The sequence below is a fragment of the Pseudomonas sp. GW821-FHT04C07 genome (assembly GCF_059420325.1).
The window spans coordinates 150,195-166,832 of the sequence record NZ_JBWKTM010000014.1; the positions used below are offsets into that span (position 1 = coordinate 150,195).

13 protein-coding genes and 2 pseudogenes are annotated in these 16,638 nt (G+C 50.6%); 4 read left to right on the forward strand and 11 right to left on the reverse strand.

Going from position 1 to position 16,638, the window contains the following annotated elements; translation table 11 throughout:
• Window positions 1–24: 24 nt before the first annotated feature.
• From AC07UI_RS23790 to AC07UI_RS23840, 11 genes are all read right to left on the reverse strand, one after another.
• Window positions 25–1,299: an O-antigen polymerase gene (locus AC07UI_RS23790; RefSeq protein WP_494994803.1), complete on the reverse strand. Its 1,275-nt coding sequence runs from the start codon at window positions 1,297–1,299 to the stop codon at window positions 25–27.
• A 1-nt stretch (window position 1,300) separates the two neighbouring features.
• On the reverse strand, window positions 1,301–2,263 hold the full coding sequence (locus tag AC07UI_RS23795) for a polysialyltransferase family glycosyltransferase (protein WP_494994804.1): 963 nt from the start codon (window positions 2,261–2,263) through the stop codon (window positions 1,301–1,303).
• Between the two features lie 27 nt (window positions 2,264–2,290).
• The gene (pseI, locus tag AC07UI_RS23800; protein ID WP_494994805.1) at window positions 2,291–3,343 is read right to left on the reverse strand and encodes a pseudaminic acid synthase; all 1,053 of its coding nucleotides are present in this window, start codon (window positions 3,341–3,343) and stop codon (window positions 2,291–2,293) included.
• Entirely contained in the window at window positions 3,340–3,897 is a 558-nt protein-coding gene (pseH, locus tag AC07UI_RS23805) for a UDP-4-amino-4,6-dideoxy-N-acetyl-beta-L-altrosamine N-acetyltransferase (RefSeq protein ID WP_494994806.1), read from the reverse strand. Before pseH ends, pseI begins: the two co-directional genes overlap by 4 nt.
• Window positions 3,897–5,033: a UDP-2,4-diacetamido-2,4,6-trideoxy-beta-L-altropyranose hydrolase gene (gene pseG, locus AC07UI_RS23810; protein WP_494994807.1), complete on the reverse strand. Its 1,137-nt coding sequence runs from the start codon at window positions 5,031–5,033 to the stop codon at window positions 3,897–3,899. The genes pseH and pseG overlap by 1 nt, the downstream gene beginning before the upstream one ends.
• A gap of 11 nt (window positions 5,034–5,044) precedes the next feature.
• On the reverse strand, window positions 5,045–5,740 hold the full coding sequence (gene pseF / locus AC07UI_RS23815; RefSeq protein ID WP_494994808.1) for a pseudaminic acid cytidylyltransferase: 696 nt from the start codon (window positions 5,738–5,740) through the stop codon (window positions 5,045–5,047).
• On the reverse strand, window positions 5,737–6,897 hold the full coding sequence (gene pseC / locus AC07UI_RS23820; RefSeq protein ID WP_494994809.1) for a UDP-4-amino-4,6-dideoxy-N-acetyl-beta-L-altrosamine transaminase: 1,161 nt from the start codon (window positions 6,895–6,897) through the stop codon (window positions 5,737–5,739). The genes pseF and pseC overlap by 4 nt, the downstream gene beginning before the upstream one ends.
• Before the next feature lie 3 nt (window positions 6,898–6,900).
• Window positions 6,901–7,899, reverse strand: a complete 999-nt coding sequence (pseB, locus tag AC07UI_RS23825; protein WP_494994810.1) for a UDP-N-acetylglucosamine 4,6-dehydratase (inverting) — start codon at window positions 7,897–7,899, stop codon at window positions 6,901–6,903.
• Window positions 7,900–9,186, reverse strand: a complete 1,287-nt coding sequence (locus AC07UI_RS23830; protein ID WP_494994811.1) for a lipopolysaccharide biosynthesis protein — start codon at window positions 9,184–9,186, stop codon at window positions 7,900–7,902.
• Window positions 9,187–9,456: 270 nt separating this feature from the next.
• A complete protein-coding gene (locus tag AC07UI_RS23835) occupies window positions 9,457–11,682 on the reverse strand; it encodes a polysaccharide biosynthesis tyrosine autokinase (RefSeq protein WP_494994812.1) in 2,226 nt (741 codons plus the stop codon).
• 37 nt (window positions 11,683–11,719) lie between these two features.
• The gene (locus tag AC07UI_RS23840; protein WP_494994813.1) at window positions 11,720–12,160 is read right to left on the reverse strand and encodes a low molecular weight protein-tyrosine-phosphatase; all 441 of its coding nucleotides are present in this window, start codon (window positions 12,158–12,160) and stop codon (window positions 11,720–11,722) included.
• Between the two features lie 254 nt (window positions 12,161–12,414).
• Here AC07UI_RS23840 and AC07UI_RS23845 point away from each other — a divergent pair.
• The 4 genes and pseudogenes from AC07UI_RS23845 to AC07UI_RS23860 form a co-directional block, all read left to right on the forward strand.
• Window positions 12,415–12,651, forward strand: a pseudogene (locus AC07UI_RS23845) (transposase); the annotation flags it as partial.
• A gap of 417 nt (window positions 12,652–13,068) precedes the next feature.
• Window positions 13,069–15,036, forward strand: coding sequence for a hypothetical protein (locus AC07UI_RS23850; protein ID WP_494994814.1), 1,968 nt, complete (start codon window positions 13,069–13,071; stop codon window positions 15,034–15,036).
• Between the two features lie 420 nt (window positions 15,037–15,456).
• Window positions 15,457–16,031: pseudogene (locus tag AC07UI_RS23855) on the forward strand (UTP--glucose-1-phosphate uridylyltransferase).
• 71 nt (window positions 16,032–16,102) lie between these two features.
• On the forward strand, window positions 16,103–16,615 hold the full coding sequence (locus AC07UI_RS23860; RefSeq protein ID WP_494994815.1) for a mannose-1-phosphate guanylyltransferase: 513 nt from the start codon (window positions 16,103–16,105) through the stop codon (window positions 16,613–16,615).
• Window positions 16,616–16,638 lie beyond the last annotated feature (23 nt).

Here is a 16,638-nt window from a genome sequence, read left to right on the forward strand (position 1 = left end):
TGAAGTTTTCAAATTGTTGTTGGTTTAATCGGCTGGCCTTGAGGCAACAATCGCGCGTGGTCTTAATTTTTGGCGTCGAAGATTTGTTGCTGATTTTAGTGCAAGCCAAAAGCCTATAAATATAGTGCACGGTACAAAGACATATATTATTGGAGATGCGATACCTGAGGATGTCATGGATTTTATTGTGATGGATGATATTATTAGAAGTGGCAGCCATTTGCCCCTTTTTGTGAGTGTGAGAAATATTTTTTGGGAAATGTATCCGGCGGCCATGATTAGAATCAATGAAAAAATAAAGCCGAAATCAGCATACGCCTGTCCTAAGAATGTAAGAGTAATGCTTCCGCCTGAGAATTCTTTACCCATGGCTTCTTTCATATATGTTCCGAAGTTTGGGTGGTGGCCTGGAAGTAATACTGCAAAATCAATTAGAATTGACTCTCCGTAAAAATAATCATGTTGGCTGGGAATGAATGATAATACCCATTCGGTGTTTTGAATGTTTGCAAATGGGCGCCACAGCATTTGCTTATAAATTGATTCAATACTGAACTCTAAGCCTTGTCTCAATACCCCTAATATCATAATTGATGACAGTGATAAGAATAGGCCTGCTAAAAAATGTAATGGGTTTATTTTTCCAAAAAGGCCTATCCATATAAATATCCCGCCTATAATTATTACCTCAAGTCCGGGCGCTCTATTTCCGTAAGAGATGGCGCATATTGCAAGGATAATGGTTGTAGCAGCTAGTTTGATGAAGGATTTCTTCTTGAAAAAATGTATGCTTGAATATATCGTCGCGACATATGCAGATGAAATACCTAGAATCGCTATCCATCCTGAGCCTATTCTTGCGGTAACACGCTCGTCATCAAATGAATCAGACATCCATAGTACTTTGCCGATTTTAATCATAAAAAAAGCGGCGAATAAAATTGGGAGTATTGTAAGTGCTGTAATGAGATAATTCTTAGTTGAGATTGCATTGCAGGCATCTGCTATTATATCTTCAAGCTTCTTGTGGACTGCAGTCTTTTTGTGTGAGTGATTGGCGAGATATCCGCCGATAGGAAAAAAAACTAAACCAAGGCTTATTAGTAGTATGGTTTCATCTGAAATGTCGAGCGCGTAGGTATAAAGATCTCTATAGTAGATGGCTACAAAGCAAAATAAAAAATATGACCAGTAAAAATATACAAATGGATTAAAAAAATTTAATAGGTTGCTGGTTTTTTTGGCTGTTATGTAACTTAAAATTGGAGCAATGATGAGAAGTGTGTTGATTAATGTCATGTTAATATATTTCAACGTTATTTTTCATGAAAAGCTCTTTGATTTTAACTACTTCTGGTAGCTCTTTTGTGATCTCGTCGATTCCTATTGAAATGCATCGTGTGGATTTCGAGATTTTTGATGTGTTTATTAGAGCTGTGCTGCAATAGCTTACTACTGCATCCGGCTTGATCTTTAGTATTATTTCCTCTATGGGTGTGTTTTCCTCGAAGTTAAACGAAACTCTATTTTTAATGCGCATGTCGGTTGATTTGTGCTCTGGGTGAGGTTTGATAATGGTTTTTTGGAAGTTTTCCTCTACAAAAAGGATGGTTTTTTTTCGTATTTCATTTGCGGTGGCAATGTTTAGAAATTTTTCGAGAGGTTGGTCTAGTAGTATTACTACCCCGTTTGTATGAATTTCTTCATTGCCACAGGTTGGGAACTCTATTTTTTTTATGGAGGAAAATTTTTCTTTTTTTATTATTTTTTCGGGGTCTGTAAACCAGCCATCTAGTTTAGGGAGGGGGCAATTGTCCACTCCAGAATGGTGCCCACTATAGAGTTTATACCTGAAGGGGGTTAGCCAAGTCATACGTTTTCTTTTTAAAGAAGTCTTTGCTATTGACATGCCTCGCTCGTAATTATAGTAGTTGAGTATTCCATCTTCTATTAGCGTGATTTTTTTCACGTTTTTATTAAAGAACAATGTATTCCCTAGTAAGTGGTCAGGGTGTGGCAGTAGGAGATCGAATTTTTTGAATTTGGCCTTCAGTGCAATTATTAGGCAGTCTAATAAAAAGCTTGGCTTGCTCCTTTGTGTGCGTTCTATTGTTTTTATTTGGTGATTGTTGTTGTTTATTTTTCGCTTGGAAAAATTCACGACGACAAGGTTGTGGTGGTCTATTTGGTCGGATATCAGGTCCCATATAAAGGAATGGTATGTCGTATATAATAGGCAGATAGTTTGGTTTTTATTCTGCATTCTGTGAATTTCCATTTGTCGATTATTTTATAAGCGAATAAAGTCAAGATTGGTGGGCGTATTTGCCGAGATATCTTGGGCAGCTCGTTGGCCGATTATTTCTTTCAGATATTTTGGGGGTAATCCAAATCCAGGTCGTACACTACGCACCGCATCTGGTGTAATTACCTCTCCTGCCTTCAGCGCCTTAACGAAATACAGTGAGCGCCGAAATTTGGCATTTCCCTGCTCGCTGGATTTTCGCCCGTAATCAACTTGGCCCAGTGCTGCCCAAGCAGTCTTGCTGTCGCGGCACAGCGCAGCCAACTCCGCCGGTTCGAGCGAGAAGCTGTCATCCGGACCACCGCCATTACGGTTGAGAGTGAAGTGTTTTTCGATGATGGACGCGCCCATCACTACGCTGGCGATGGCGGTAGTATTGTCCAGCGTGTGGTCGGACAGGCCTGTGACCAAACCGAAGCGGCGCATCATGTCGGGTATGGTACGCAGGTTGTAATCAGCGGCTGGCGCGGGGTAACCACTGACGCAGTGAAGAATGGCCAGTTCCTTACAGCCACCTTCGTGAGCAGCGTCGATGGCTTCCTGGATTTCTTCGGCATCGGCCATACCGGTGGAGATGATCATCGGCTTGCCAGTACTGGCAACGTACTTGATCAAGGGCAGGTCAACTGCCTCAAAAGAAGCAATTTTGTAGGCCGGTGCGTTGAGGCTTTCCAGCAGGTCGACAGCGGTGTTGTCGAAGGGCGAGCTGAAAATGGTGATCCCCAGCTTGCGAGCATGCTCGAACAGAATCGCATGCCAGTCCCAAGGCATCTGGGCTTCCTTGTAAAGCTGATAGAGCGTCTTGCCATCCCATAGGCCACCGTGGATCTGGAAGTCTTCAGAGTCGCAATCGAGGGTGATGGTATCGGCAGTATAGGACTGCAGCTTGACCGCATCAGCACCGGCTTTTTTCGCTTCTTCGATGATCTTTAGCGCGGTTTCAAGCTTGCCGTTATGGTTAGCGGAGAGCTCGGCGATGATGTAAGGAGAGTAGTCGGGGCCAATTTTGCGCCCAGCAATTGAAATGTTCGGATTCATGCGCTTCTCCCGGAGAGTTTTACTAATTTATCTAACATATCGGCACGCTTCTCAGTCCACTCAAATGCAAGCAGGCCCAGCCGATATATATCGATAAGGTCTTCATTGATTTTGTGGTGCTCGCGAAGTATGCCTTCTATGCTGAAGCCAAATTTTTGGTGCAATTTGATGACCGGGGCATTGAAGGCGAGTACTTCACAATGAAGTTTATGAAGGCCAAGTTCACCAAACGCACAGTCCAGAGCAAGGAATTCCATTTTACTGCCGGTGCCTTTCGGTGCCTCGGGAGATGCATAGAACGCCCAGGCTGAGTTTTCGCTGGTTCTGTCGATCCCGTTAAAACCAATAATGCCGAGCGGTATATCAGCTGCTTCGTACATGAAATATCGCTGGTCGTCGCGCTGCTGAATTCGTGCCCACCAAGCAAGGTGTTCGTCCATGTTGATTTCGTGGCGGGTATACATATTGGCCCGCACGTTGGGAGCATTACGCCAGCTGAGCATTAGTTCAAGCTCTTGCTGTTTTATATCGCGCAGTTTTCCAAGTAGCTCCATTACATGCTCCATTTTTCAGTATTCAGCTTGTCCAGCGTGCTTGCGACAAATTGACAGCCCGTGCCGTCTGTAATTTGCTTGGCGTGCTCGGTGATGTTCTTCATGCGACACTTGTCATGCCGAAGCACACTGATTATCTCTACCAACTCTGCTATCAGGTGCTTACCAAGACTTAGCGTTACGACTGCCTGTGCTTTATCCAGAATTGCTGCGGCCATTTTCTGGTTATCCGCCAGAACGACCAACACGGTCGGCAGACCCAGGCAGCAGCGTTCCCAGGTGGTGGCCCCTGCAGCACCGATCGCCAGGTCACTCTCGGCCATCAGCTGGGCCATATCGCTGACGCCTGACTTGACGGTTGTGGACCACGGCATCTGTTCGGCCAGTTGGCGAACTTCGGCAAGCCAGGGAGCAGTGGACCCCATGACCACGGTAATCCGGCAGTTGTCTGGTAGTTCAGTGGATTTGAGCGCTTGCAGAACTTGCCCGGTGGCGTTGTCCTTGTCCACACCGCCCATGGTGATGAGCAGGTGTTTGAGTTGCGGTTTTTTCCGACGCTCCAGGCTGTAGGCGCGTAAGGCCGCGAACTCGGGTCGTAGCAGGGAATATTGCGAGCCGCAGAGCAGGGTGCAAGCGTCAGGGAGCCAAGGTGCATAGTCCTTGGCGTTGCGACCGAAGGTCTGATCCAGCAGGAGATCGCACTGGTGTGGACGGTCAGCCAGATCGTCGATCACCATCAGTTTGCGGTAATGCGACTTCAGTGCAGTTTCCCAATGAGCATCGAGTGCATAGTGGTCGACGATCAGCCAGTCAGGTATCAACTCGCCGAGAATGGCGGTGCATTCGGAGGCGTCGTTTTCCTGAGTGGAGCCAAGCCAGGCGGCATGTGCCAGTTGCGGCTCAGCGGTCGGCACATTGACGGCAATCAAGTTCACCCCAGCCGAGTCCGTGAGAGGCAAGGCATGGACCTGGAAGCCTTTGCTGCGGATATGTTCGATCAAATTGCCGGGATGTTCGCGGCAAATAAACCGGCATTCACCGCCTTGCAACTTGAGCGCAGTGGCCAGGGTCAGGCAACGCATGACGTGCCCCGTGCCCATTTGCAGTGAGGCGTCGACGCGGAAGATGACCTTCATTGTCTGCATCTTCACTGCGTTTCAGCCTGCATGGCCTTGAACAACCATTCGGCCCGCACCCAGTCTTCCGGCGTATCGATGTCCTGTACGCGGTGCCGCGGCAGAACAACAGGCATCGAGCCCGGGCTGAAGATCATCCGGCCTTGCAGCCACGCATCGGCCTGGCCCCAGTAGAACTGCCCGGCGTCGTGCCAGGCGTCCTCAAGATCCTGAGAGCGGGTGTTGAAATGCTCCGGACTGAACATTTCGACCCGACCCTCGGCATTCAGGCGAATCGCTCTCTGGATCGGGAAGGCGTAGCTGGTGACCGAAAAGGCGTAATCGCAGCCGGCATCGTTGAGAGTGCCAAAACCGCGGCGGATATCTTCGGGGCTGACGAAAGGGGCGGTGGCATACAGGCAGCAAGCGTGCTCAACGGGTTGACCTTGGGCATTGAACCATTCAATGGCGTGTTGAATGACCGGAATGGTGCCGGTATGGTCGTCCGACAGTTCGGCAGGGCGCATGAAGGGCACCGTGGCTCCATAGTGACGAGCCACCTCGGCTATCTCTGGATCATCGGTGGAAACAATCACCTGATCGAAGCAGCCGCTTTGCAGTGCTGCATCGATAGACCAGGCGATCATCGGCTTTGCGCAGAACAGTTTGATGTTCTTGCGCGGGATGCGCTTGCTGCCTCCGCGCGCAGGGATGATCGCCAGTTTCATTCCAGCACCGCTTTGCGCAGCGCGGTGATGACCTCATCCTGCTGCTCATCCGTCATGGTCTGGAACATCGGGATGCTGATAGCTTCCCGGTAGTAGATTTGCGCCTGGGGGAAGTCTTCAGGCTGGAAGCCCATGCGTTCATAGTGAGGCTGGGTGTGCACCGGGATGTAGTGAAGATTGACGCCGATACCCTGCTCACGCAGAGATTCAAAGACCTGGCGGTGAGTCTTCTGGATTTGATCCAGCTGCAGGCGGATAACGTATAGGTGCAGGCCGGAGTAGCTGTCCGGGTGCTGCCAGGGTGTGCTGACCGGCAGGCTGGCCAGCAGGTCGTCGTAGCGGCGGGCCAGTTGATGGCGGCGAGCCACATACTGATCCAGGCGCTCCATCTGGGTAACCCCCAATGCGGCCTGCAGTTCGGTCATGCGGTAATTGAAGCCCAGATCAATCTGCTGGTAGTACCAGGGGCCATCGGCCTCATGAGTCATCTGCGCCGGATCACGAGTGATGCCGTGGCTGCGCAGCAGGGCCATTTTGTTCGCCAGTTCGCCATCGTTGGTCAGTGCCATGCCGCCTTCGGCGGTGGTAATGATCTTCACGGGATGGAAACTGAATACGGTGATATCGCTGTAGCGGCAGTTGCCGATGAACTCGCCTTGGTACTTGCCACCAATGGCGTGGGAGGCATCTTCGATGATCTTGAAGCCGTAGCGCTGGGACAGTGCATGAATGGCCTGCATGTCGCACGGCTGGCCACACAAATGCACCGGCACTAGCACTTTGGGCAGTGTGCCCTCGAGTTCGGCCTGTGCCAGCTTGAGCGCAAGCGCTTGCGGGCAAAGGTTGTAGGTACGCGGGTCGATATCGACAAAGTCGACCTCGGCGCCGCAGTACAACGCACAGTTGGCCGAGGCCACGAAGGTGACCGGTGTGGTCCACAACCGATCGCCGGGGCCAAGCCCAAGGGCCAGGCAGGCAATGTGCAATGCCGAGGTGGCACTGTTCACTGCCAAGGCATGGCCGGCACCGACGTGCTGCGCGACATTTTGCTCGAAGCGAGGAACCATCGGTCCTTGGGTCAGGAAATCGGATTGCAGTACACCCACGACCGCATCGATATCGGTTTGGGTGATTTCTTGGCGGCCGTAGGGAATCATGTATCAGATGCTCCCGATCTTTTCGCGGTTGATGTCGATCCAGTTTTCCAGATCGGCGTCGCTCATCCACTCGCTGTTGTTATCGCTGGCGTAGACGAAGTCTTCCGGCACTCGAGTACCGTCCTTGATGCGCTTGGCGCAGGTGGCCCAGCCATTGATCGTTGGCAGAATCTTGAAGTGCTGAGGGTATTCGTAGGTGTAATAGGCGTCTTCGGCGCTGATCATCTGCTCGTGCAGTTTCTCGCCAGGACGGATACCGACGACTTGCTGCTCCGCCTCCGGGGCAACCACTCGAGCAAGATCTGTCACTTTCATGGAAGGGATTTTCTTCACATAAATCTCGCCACCTTCCATGTCTTCAAAGGCATGCCAGACCAGCTTTACCGCTTCCTCGAGCGAGATCATGAAGCGTGTCATGCGCTCGTCGGTAATTGGCAGTACGCCTTTGTTCTTGATCGACATGAAGAACGGGATTACCGAACCACGTGACCCCATGACGTTGCCATATCGAACCACGGCGAAGCGTGAGTCATGAGCGCCCGAATAGGAGTTGCCTGCGACAAACATTTTGTCTGACGCCAGTTTGGTCGCGCCGTACAAGTTGATTGGGCTGCTGGCTTTATCGGTGGACAGGGCAACAGTGCGACGCACACCTTTATCAATGCACGCGTCGATCAGGTTCATCGCCCCGTTGATGTTGGTTTTCACACATTCAAACGGGTTGTACTCGGCAGTCGGTACAATTTTGGTTGCGGCGGCGTGCACCACATAGTCGACACCGTCCAGCGCCCGGTACAGGCGGTCCTTGTCACGCACATCGCCGATGAAAAAACGCACCCGCGAGTCGCCTTCGAACTTCTTGGCCATGTCCCACTGTTTCATCTCGTCACGGGAGAAGATGATGATCTTTTTCGGGTTGTATTTTGCCAGTGTCATGGGCACAAACGTGTTGCCGAAAGAGCCGGTGCCGCCAGTGACAAGAATAGTTTTGTTAGTAAGCATTTAACGGGTTCCTTTGAAAAGCGTTATAGGTGTAGATGAAATCGATCTGTACTGCGCCGGGGTCAAACGGATAAAAGCCAAACACTTCCACAACAGGATCAACAAAAACGCGGCACACAGGCCCAATGGCACCGCTTGTAATGGCCAGTGTCTGGAAAAGAGCCAGGTTGTTGGAAGAAAAATCAGCAGGCTGGCTATATGACTATGAATAATTGGCCGGTCGAGCCCTTGTGCATACAGCGCATAGTGCGGGACCATGCCCAGCGAATAGAGCAGCGTGATTAGCAGGGTCCAGGGAAACAGCGCCTGGTTTTCAAGGTATAACGGCTTATTGAGCCAAATCAAAAGTGGATCAATGATCAATAGCGCAATTATCGCAAACGCACCTGAAAGCATCAGAGTCTGCAACAGTAATGCACGCAACTTAAGACGGAAAGAAACAGAGTCCTTGCTGTGATACGCACTGATCAGGCCGGGGTAGATAAAGGCGAATACGCCGGCGTCTAGAAATGACAAAAGCGCACTGCTGATTCCCATAAACAGCACATAAGCGCCCAGGGTTTCCAGGCTCGTCAGGTCCGCAAACCAGTAGCGATCCACTGTAAACAAGCCGCGGATAGCCAGAGTGGCTACCAACAAGGGAATGGCGATTTTCAGGCCTTTGCCAATCCACTGCCAATCAACCTGCTTATGCCAACCGGAAATATTTAAACGCGTTAAGCGATAAATACCCAGCAACAGTGCTGCCAGGCTGCCGAGGGTCCAGCCGCCAAGCACAAAGTCCAGATCGCGAGTATCAGCCCGTACAAACATGACTGACGTAACGATCACCGCCCAAATACCAGAGCGGAGAAACAACATCACGCTAGCGAGCAATTGCTCCGAGATCGCTATCAGCAGGCGACTCAGTTCCTGCGTCAAATGCTCTAATACCAGCAATATAAAGAACCAGCCCGCGACACTCCAGGGCAGGAGTCCCTCTAGGAAAATCAAGCTCAGCAGCGGTAGGACAATAACGTAAAGTACCAGCGAAAGTGCGCCTTGGTCCTTGAGCAGCCCACCCCATTCGTGGCGTTCACGTTTAAGGATTTCCCGTGTGGTGAACGTGTAGAAGTCAAACCCCAGCAGATACAGTGCATAGCCGATAGTGACGGTGAGCAAACCGTAAAGGCCTAGTTCCGCCGGTTCGAGAAATTTCGCGAGAAAAAATATCAACAGAAACTTACTGGCGAGTGTTATGCCGCGCAGTGCGATATTAATAACGCGTGTGAAGCTTTGTTTCGGCATGAATTGTTGTGTCTTTTATAGTTGACGAGCGGGGCGCTATGGCCAGGCTTAATGGGGTTTGCAAGGCTACTCATAAGGCCTTTTCGATAATCAATCTGTAGCAGTAACAACTATGGTTTGGACACGCTACCGCCCCAGGATTAGACGCTAGTCCCTGAGAGCGGTTTGAATTATCGATGACTCTGCATCTTGTGCTGCAGATGCAGAGCGTGCAGTGCTATGAATACGGTTAGTAGCTGTACGCGACTATCATCAGGGCTGTGGTGTAGCTCAAGCACTCTCTGACTTATATTCGTAGTTGTAGTAACCATAATCGCCATAGCCGTACTTGGCGGAGGCACGTTTTTCAACGCCATTGAAAATGGCGCCTTTCAAATCAATGCCATTTTGCGCAAAGCGACGCATGGTCAATTGAATTTCACGAACCGGGTTAAGCGCAAAGCGCGTCACAATCAAGCTGGTGCCCGACTGGCGACCGACAATCGCCGCATCCGTCACCGCCAGCAATGGCGGGGTATCCAGAATCACCAGATCGTACTGGGCGCTGACTTGCTCCAGAAAGGCACTAAAGTTCGAATGCATTAGCAGCTCTGAAGGATTGGGCGGTATTTGTCCGCGACCGATAACGTCAAGATTCTCGAATTCAGTTTTATTGATCGCGGTTGCGAGATCGCAGCGCTTGACCAGTAAATCAGAAAGCCCGTTTTCAGCGGGGACTCCGAATACCTTATGCAGATACCCTTTGCGCATATCCACGTCGATCAGCAATACCCGTTGGCCGGTCTGAGCGATGACGGCAGCGAGGTTGGCGGAAATAAACGTTTTACCGACCTTGGGGCTCGGGCCGGAGATCATCAGGCGATTATTGCTGGCTTCGAGCATAGCGAAGTGCAGACTGGTGCGCAGGCTGCGCAATCCTTCCATGGCCAGGTCGGTGGGGTGACTGCTGGCCAGTATGGGGGCGACCTTGTTGGCGCGGCCCCTGCTTTGAGGGATTTTGCTTTCTTCAACTTTCTGCAGCGTGCTGAAAGGAATGGTTGCATACACCGGCAACCCCAACTGTTCAATTTGATCCGGATCTTCCACGCCACGGTTAAGGGCTTTGCGAAAAAGTACCAATGCAATAGCCAGGAAAGTCCCGAACAGGGCAGCGATGATTACGATCAGGGCCTTCTTCGGTTTAACCGGCTTGCTAAGATCCACATCGGCGGTATCGATCAAGCGCACGTTGCCCACGGTGCCGGCACGCATCACATCCAGTTCCTGGGATTTATTCAGGAGCTGTGTATAAATTTCGGTGCTGACTTTTACATCGCGGGTGAGGCTGAGGAGTTCTTGCTGTGTTGAAGGCAGACCTTCGACTTTTCTGGCCAGGCCATGCTGCTTGTCTGTCAGCTCGGCTAATTGGCTGAGCAAGGCCCGATAGGCGGGATGCTGACGGGTAAACTTGCGATCCATTTCCGCTTGCTGCAATTTCAGTGCGGAGATGCTGGTGTCAAGCGCCACGATCTGATCGAGAATGGCTTTGGCTTCCAGGCTGATATCGATGGATTTACTACGAATCTGATACTTGTTCAGGGCGTTTTCGGCTTTCTCCAGATCTTGACGGACCTGAGGCAGTTGATCTTTTAGAAACTCCAGGCTTTGAGCGGCTTCGGCCGATGTTCGCTCAACGTTTTGCCGTACATAGAGCCTGGAGATTTCATTAAGGATTTGAATGGCTTCAGCCGGGACCGGGCTCTCAAGAGAAAGGCCAATCATGCCGGATTCTTTACCACGTTCTGCTACATCAAGCACCTTTTGGTACTTCAAGATACTGGTCAGGCGTGGGTCACGCACAATGCTGAACGTGGTGCCAGGATTGGCCTGCAACACTTCGACCTGCAGTTTGATGCCGTCCTGGTCATAGGCTTGACCCACTTGGCTTTGGACCAGGACATTGTCGTCTTCATCCAGCAACGTGAAGTGGCCGTTTTCACCGCTGACCAACGTTAGTTCCTGACTCAGGAGTTCTTGTGGAAGCTCGAGCTGAAATACTTTCAGCTTTTCGCCGCCCCAGGCAAAGCTGCTCATGCCAAGCCATGGCGTCGCGACCGTATTTATAGCGTCTGGTTTGAACCGACGAGCGATAAAATTGCCGATCAAAGGAAAACGGTTCGGCTCGATGGTAAGATCGAGCGCTAGATTGTCGACAACTTTGCCGATGATTGCGCGTGACTTGATTAATTCAATTTCTGTGGCTGAAGGCGACTCTTTACCCAGCATGCTGCCGATATCGGAGAAGCCGAGCATGTCATTTTTTTTTGCCTCCACCTGTATCAAGGCAGTCGCTTGATAAACAGGGGTGGCCAACACCGCATATGCAGTTCCAACGGCCATAAAGGCAGCAGTGATCCCGCCAATCAACCATTTATGATCGACCACTGTCCCGAGTAGACCCATCAAGTCTATTTCATCATTATCGTCATGCGAGGTTAATGTTGGAGCTTGCTGCATAAGTGGGTTCTTTTTTAACAGATATTCGAGGAATGGTTTAGCGTGCGAGACGCCTTGCCCAAGCGTTTACTGCTTCTTCAATCAACGCGTATGCGTGCACGAAAGCAGGTTTGCCTTGACGGTAGGGGTCTCTGATCTCGCGGTCGTTCTGCCACTTGCCCAGCAGGAAGACCTTTCCGCGCGCTTCAGGCGCAAGCTTGAGAACACGGTCTATGTGGTGCTGCTCCATCACCAGGATCAGATCCGATTCGCTGATGGCTGCGGGGGTCAGTTGATTGGCTTTGTGGTCTTTTGGCAGATGGCCATGCTCCTCCAATACGACCCTGGCAGTGGGTTCGATAGGGCTGTCTTCAAGCGCGTGAAGACCCGCGGAGCTAACTTCGATGTCGGACTGATTAAGTGCTTCGCGCAACAAATTCTCTGCAGTAGGACTGCGGCAAATGTTGCCAATGCAAACGATTAAAATCTTCTTAAACAAGGCAACCTCCATTGTCGCGTCAACTATTTGCAATAGTGTTGAAAATCATAACTGTGAATTCACGAAGACATCAACCTTTAAATGCCGAGCGGTGATAGGGCGCCGCACTTTAAAAACTATCCATTGATTAATTCGGACAAAAAATAACATTCTTAATTTTATTCAGACAAAATTTAACATTTATGATTTTTCTTTCGTTGAATGGTGTATAGCGGGTTTATAGTTACGAGCCTGATGCTCGATACCATTAGCGGATTTGGCAGATCGCAGCTAAACGCAGTACCTACGGCCGGCTGAGCAAACGCGGTCTGGTCTATAAAGCAGAACGAAAAATCGAGTACTGCGAAGTGCAGGCACGGGCCAAGGTTGAGCACCTGTTTCGGGTGATCAAGCGTCAGTTCAGCTATGTGAAGGTGCGTTTTCGTGGGCTGATGAAAATCACGGCTCAACTGACCACGTTGTTTTCGCTCTCGAGCCTATGGATGAATTGAAAGTGCTTGGTGGGTTTGGGTGAGCTACGCCTGTAATGAGCCAAGCCTGGTTGAAAGCCCGGTCAGATGATGTTTAAAGATTATGAATTGCAGAAGAAACGATGACAGTCTGACTGTTGACGGCTGATGAGGGCGGGTCAAAGTTATTCGGAGTTTCTCTGGATGGGTTGGTAGTATTCATGCCACTGTCTAACTAGGTCGAGATGAGCTCATGCGCAATATCACGAGGCGCCAGTTACTCGGTGCCACTGCCCTTGGAATTGCCGGAACGGCTCTGTGGGGGCTGCCTGGATCGCAATCTCAAAAATTGGCGCTACAGCTGCGAGGGTTGGCCGCCGTTGATCAACTCCACGCAGCCACTCAACAGCTGTTCAACAGTGTGAATGTTGTAGCTCCCAAGAACTTGGTGAAAATGTAATGTCGACTGACACTTCGATTGAGGCGTTGCTGGCCTATGCCGGCAAGCTGTCAGAAGCTGCGCAGCGTTCAGACGCTGCATCCGTGTTGCAGCATCGGTTTGTGAATGGCGGGGCTGAGGAGGTTGTCCAAACAGAATCGGGGCCTCTGCCAACGTTGGCCAAATGGCAAGCCGACACGAATAGAGTTTTCGAGGATATGCGGGTTATTGTCGACACCAATTTTCGACGTTTGCCCGTAGATCCAAGCGCCCGCTCTAATGGTAGTCCGCTTGAGATTGGTGACGAATACTTCAATACCGTTGAGCTGGTAAAGCGCTCGTGGAATGGTGCGATTTGGTTCACGCCCAATGCGGATGGCCAGGCGATTCAGCAGGCGCTCGCTGATCCCTCTGACCCGAACAAGGGTGCGGGAATGGTGGGCATGGAGGGTCGATGGTTACGAGACTATCTCAAGCAGCAAGAATACTGCTTGACAATTGAGTATTTCGGCCCCGTGGATACCCCTGCAAATACTGCAGCCACTATGCAGCTCGCCATAAATTTTTGCGCGGAAAATAACATTCTTTTACGCGGGAAGAGCTCTGAGTACGTCGTCGATTTTTCATCGGCGAGCATTACTATCCCTAATAACTTTAAGTGTGACCTAAATGGCGCGTGGGTTCGGCGGGCTACTGGAAATGCAACACCTCATGACATGTGGGTCAACGCAGACATGGTCAATGGGAATACCGGGCTGGATATACGCAGCGTTCGATTTGAAGGCCGGGCACAAGTTGATCACCTCACTAACACCGTCATTGAGCACAGGTTTTGTGGCCTACGGCTGGTCAGGTGTTCGGGCAAACTCGTCGATGTGCGCGCGGACTCAACGTGCAATGCTGAGATTCAAGTGGATGGCGTTAGGGGGGGGATCATGCTGGAAAACTCCATTTTCATGGAGTGTCATAATCTTCGTGCTGACGCCACGCTCGGCACTGGGTTAATCATCTATGGAGGCCGCGGGTCTCTTTCTGGATTTACGGGGTATAACAACACTGGCTCCGGCATGTCAGGTGTGCAACCTGGCTGGCAGATGGACACTCTTCGTAGCGTGGGGTCAGGCTATTCGGGTATCTCCATAAACGGGGTAGGCGTTATCGCTAGCGGCATTTATGCGACTGGCGCACCAGTAGGCTACGCCGGCGTAAATATCGGACATGCAGGTGCTGCCGCCGCTACCAATGTGATGGTGTCCGACGTATATGCTGAAAATAATGCAGGATGGGGAATCAACGCTACATCGTCATCCGGATTGCAGGGAAAAAACTGGTTTTCGAAGAATTCCGGAGATGCAGGTGTTCGACTTATAAATTGTCCGGGGGCTAAGGTATCACTGGCAACCGAGGGGGGCGCTAGCCATGGTGTATTGATCGACGGGGCAGGTGACTACAGCATTGACGCCAGGATATCCGGTGCCCGATTCAACGGGTTATACGCTCGAAACGGTGCGGATGTAATCCTGGCTGAGGGCTCGCTGATCACGGGTAACGCAGTTGCAGGCGGGTTGTTCGCGGGAATTACGGCAGGCCCCGCTGCTCGAGTTGAGTTACGTGGCAAGGTCTTAGATAACCTTGCGTATGGGGTCCAATCTATCAGTGGGGGAGTTATATCGCTTAATGGTGGAACTGTGAAAGGCAGCGTTGCTGACAACGTTAGGACATCAGAAGGTACCGTTACCTGTGCGAGCGCTATGTTTAGCGACGATGCAATGAGTGGAACATTCACTGTCCTTGCCGGATCAAACACATTCACGGTACTTAATCGAAATACCTTCGACCCCAACAGAATACTTATTACTCCTGCGAATGCTGCCGCTCAAGCGGCCGGAATTCCGTTTGTAGATACTTATGCATTATGGGTTAGTTTTACCGTTCAGATTGGTTTGGCGCCTAGTACTGATTGCGTCTATCGTTGGGCGATGATTTAACGAATCACTCGCTACAGTGGATAACCGCCATTTTATTGGTAAGGGTAGGGGGCGGGGGTGAGTGAGCTTCCCGCTTTCAAGAATCTTGGTCAACTATAAGCCCTGTCTCGAAATCGGTTTGAGCGGTCGCGATGCCTGAAATCTTAACGGCGAGCACACTGAAACATCAGCTGCATTCTTGAAGCATACCGCGCAACGAAAGTCCATTAATAAATCCAGGAAAAAAATAATGCCGTCTATTTAGTTCTGACAAAAAATAACATTTTTGGCTTTCCTGATGCTGCCCATTCTGGAGTGTGTTAGTTATAGCACAGGTTCGAGATCCTATGATGCTTGAGAGGCTCCGCCCCTTGGCAAGGAACGCTTTCGGTTATCTGCGGCTGTAATATGAGTATCAGTGTGTTTTAAAAGGATGCTTTCATTGTTCGTAAATGTGTGTTCCCAGCTGCTGGGTACGGCACGCGTTTTTTCCGGCCGCGAAGGCTATACCACAAGAGATGTTGCCGATCGTCAACAAGCCGTTGACCCAGTACGCAATCGAGGAAACTCGAGATGCGGGCCAGCAACATATGGCGATGGTGTGCTGTCGCAGATGATCTCGCTGTATAAGCGGCACCGCTGCTCGATCATGGCGATTCAGGAATTGCCGCAGGATCAGACTCACAAATATAGGGTTATTGCTGGCGAAGAGATCCATGAGGCTATTTACCGTGTCGACAGCATGGTCGAGAAGCCTAAACCGGAAGATGTGCCGTCTAATTTGGCGATTATCGGTTGGTATATTTTGACCCCTGACATCTTCGATTTGATCGCCGATACCGAACCGGGGGGAAGGTGGCGAGATCCAGATTACCGATGCACTGATGAAACAGGTGCAAAGTGGTTGCGTGCTGGCCTATAAAATCAAAGGCCAGCGCTTCGACTGTGGCGGTGCTGAGGGGTTTGTCGAGGCGACCAAATTCTGCTTTGAACACTTGTACGCAAGGGTATTGTAAGGGACCTTTTTTCCAATGTGCTGCAAGCCAAAATGGCCCCGGGCCTATTTTTCCGTATAGGCGAAGCCACGATGAGCAATCCGAATTTTAAAACAGATAAAGTCCATGACCTGTTTGATTCTGAGCTGAAGGAGGGCCTCGTTTGCCGCATCGATCACACTTATGCCGACAGGCTCAAACTCGGTGCCTCGGCCTCCAGGAGCGAGTTTCTCGATTCTAGCGGTGGCGGCAGTGGTTTGATGACGTGGTTGCGTGCATCGGAACGGCTCTATCCTCGCGATAAGTCACAATCCTCATTGCTGGTCGAGCGCATTGGCGTGTTTCCTTCTTCCGGAGAAATCCGTCGCGAGGTTGATGATCCGTCTGCGGTTCTGACGCGTCTCAAGAACTTGCATGCTGCCCAGGCGCTGGACATAAATGAGGCAGAAGGGCTGAGTCTGGTTTTAACCGATTGGCGTTTTAAGCTGCGTATCTCGACTATCGAGCGTGTGATTTGCCTGCGTGTGGAAAGTCGTGGCGACGCTGCGCTGATGCAGGTGAAAACCACTGAGTTGCTCGAGCAAATCGATGGAAGAAACGGATAAAAGTGTTATCCGCTAGCCCCAAG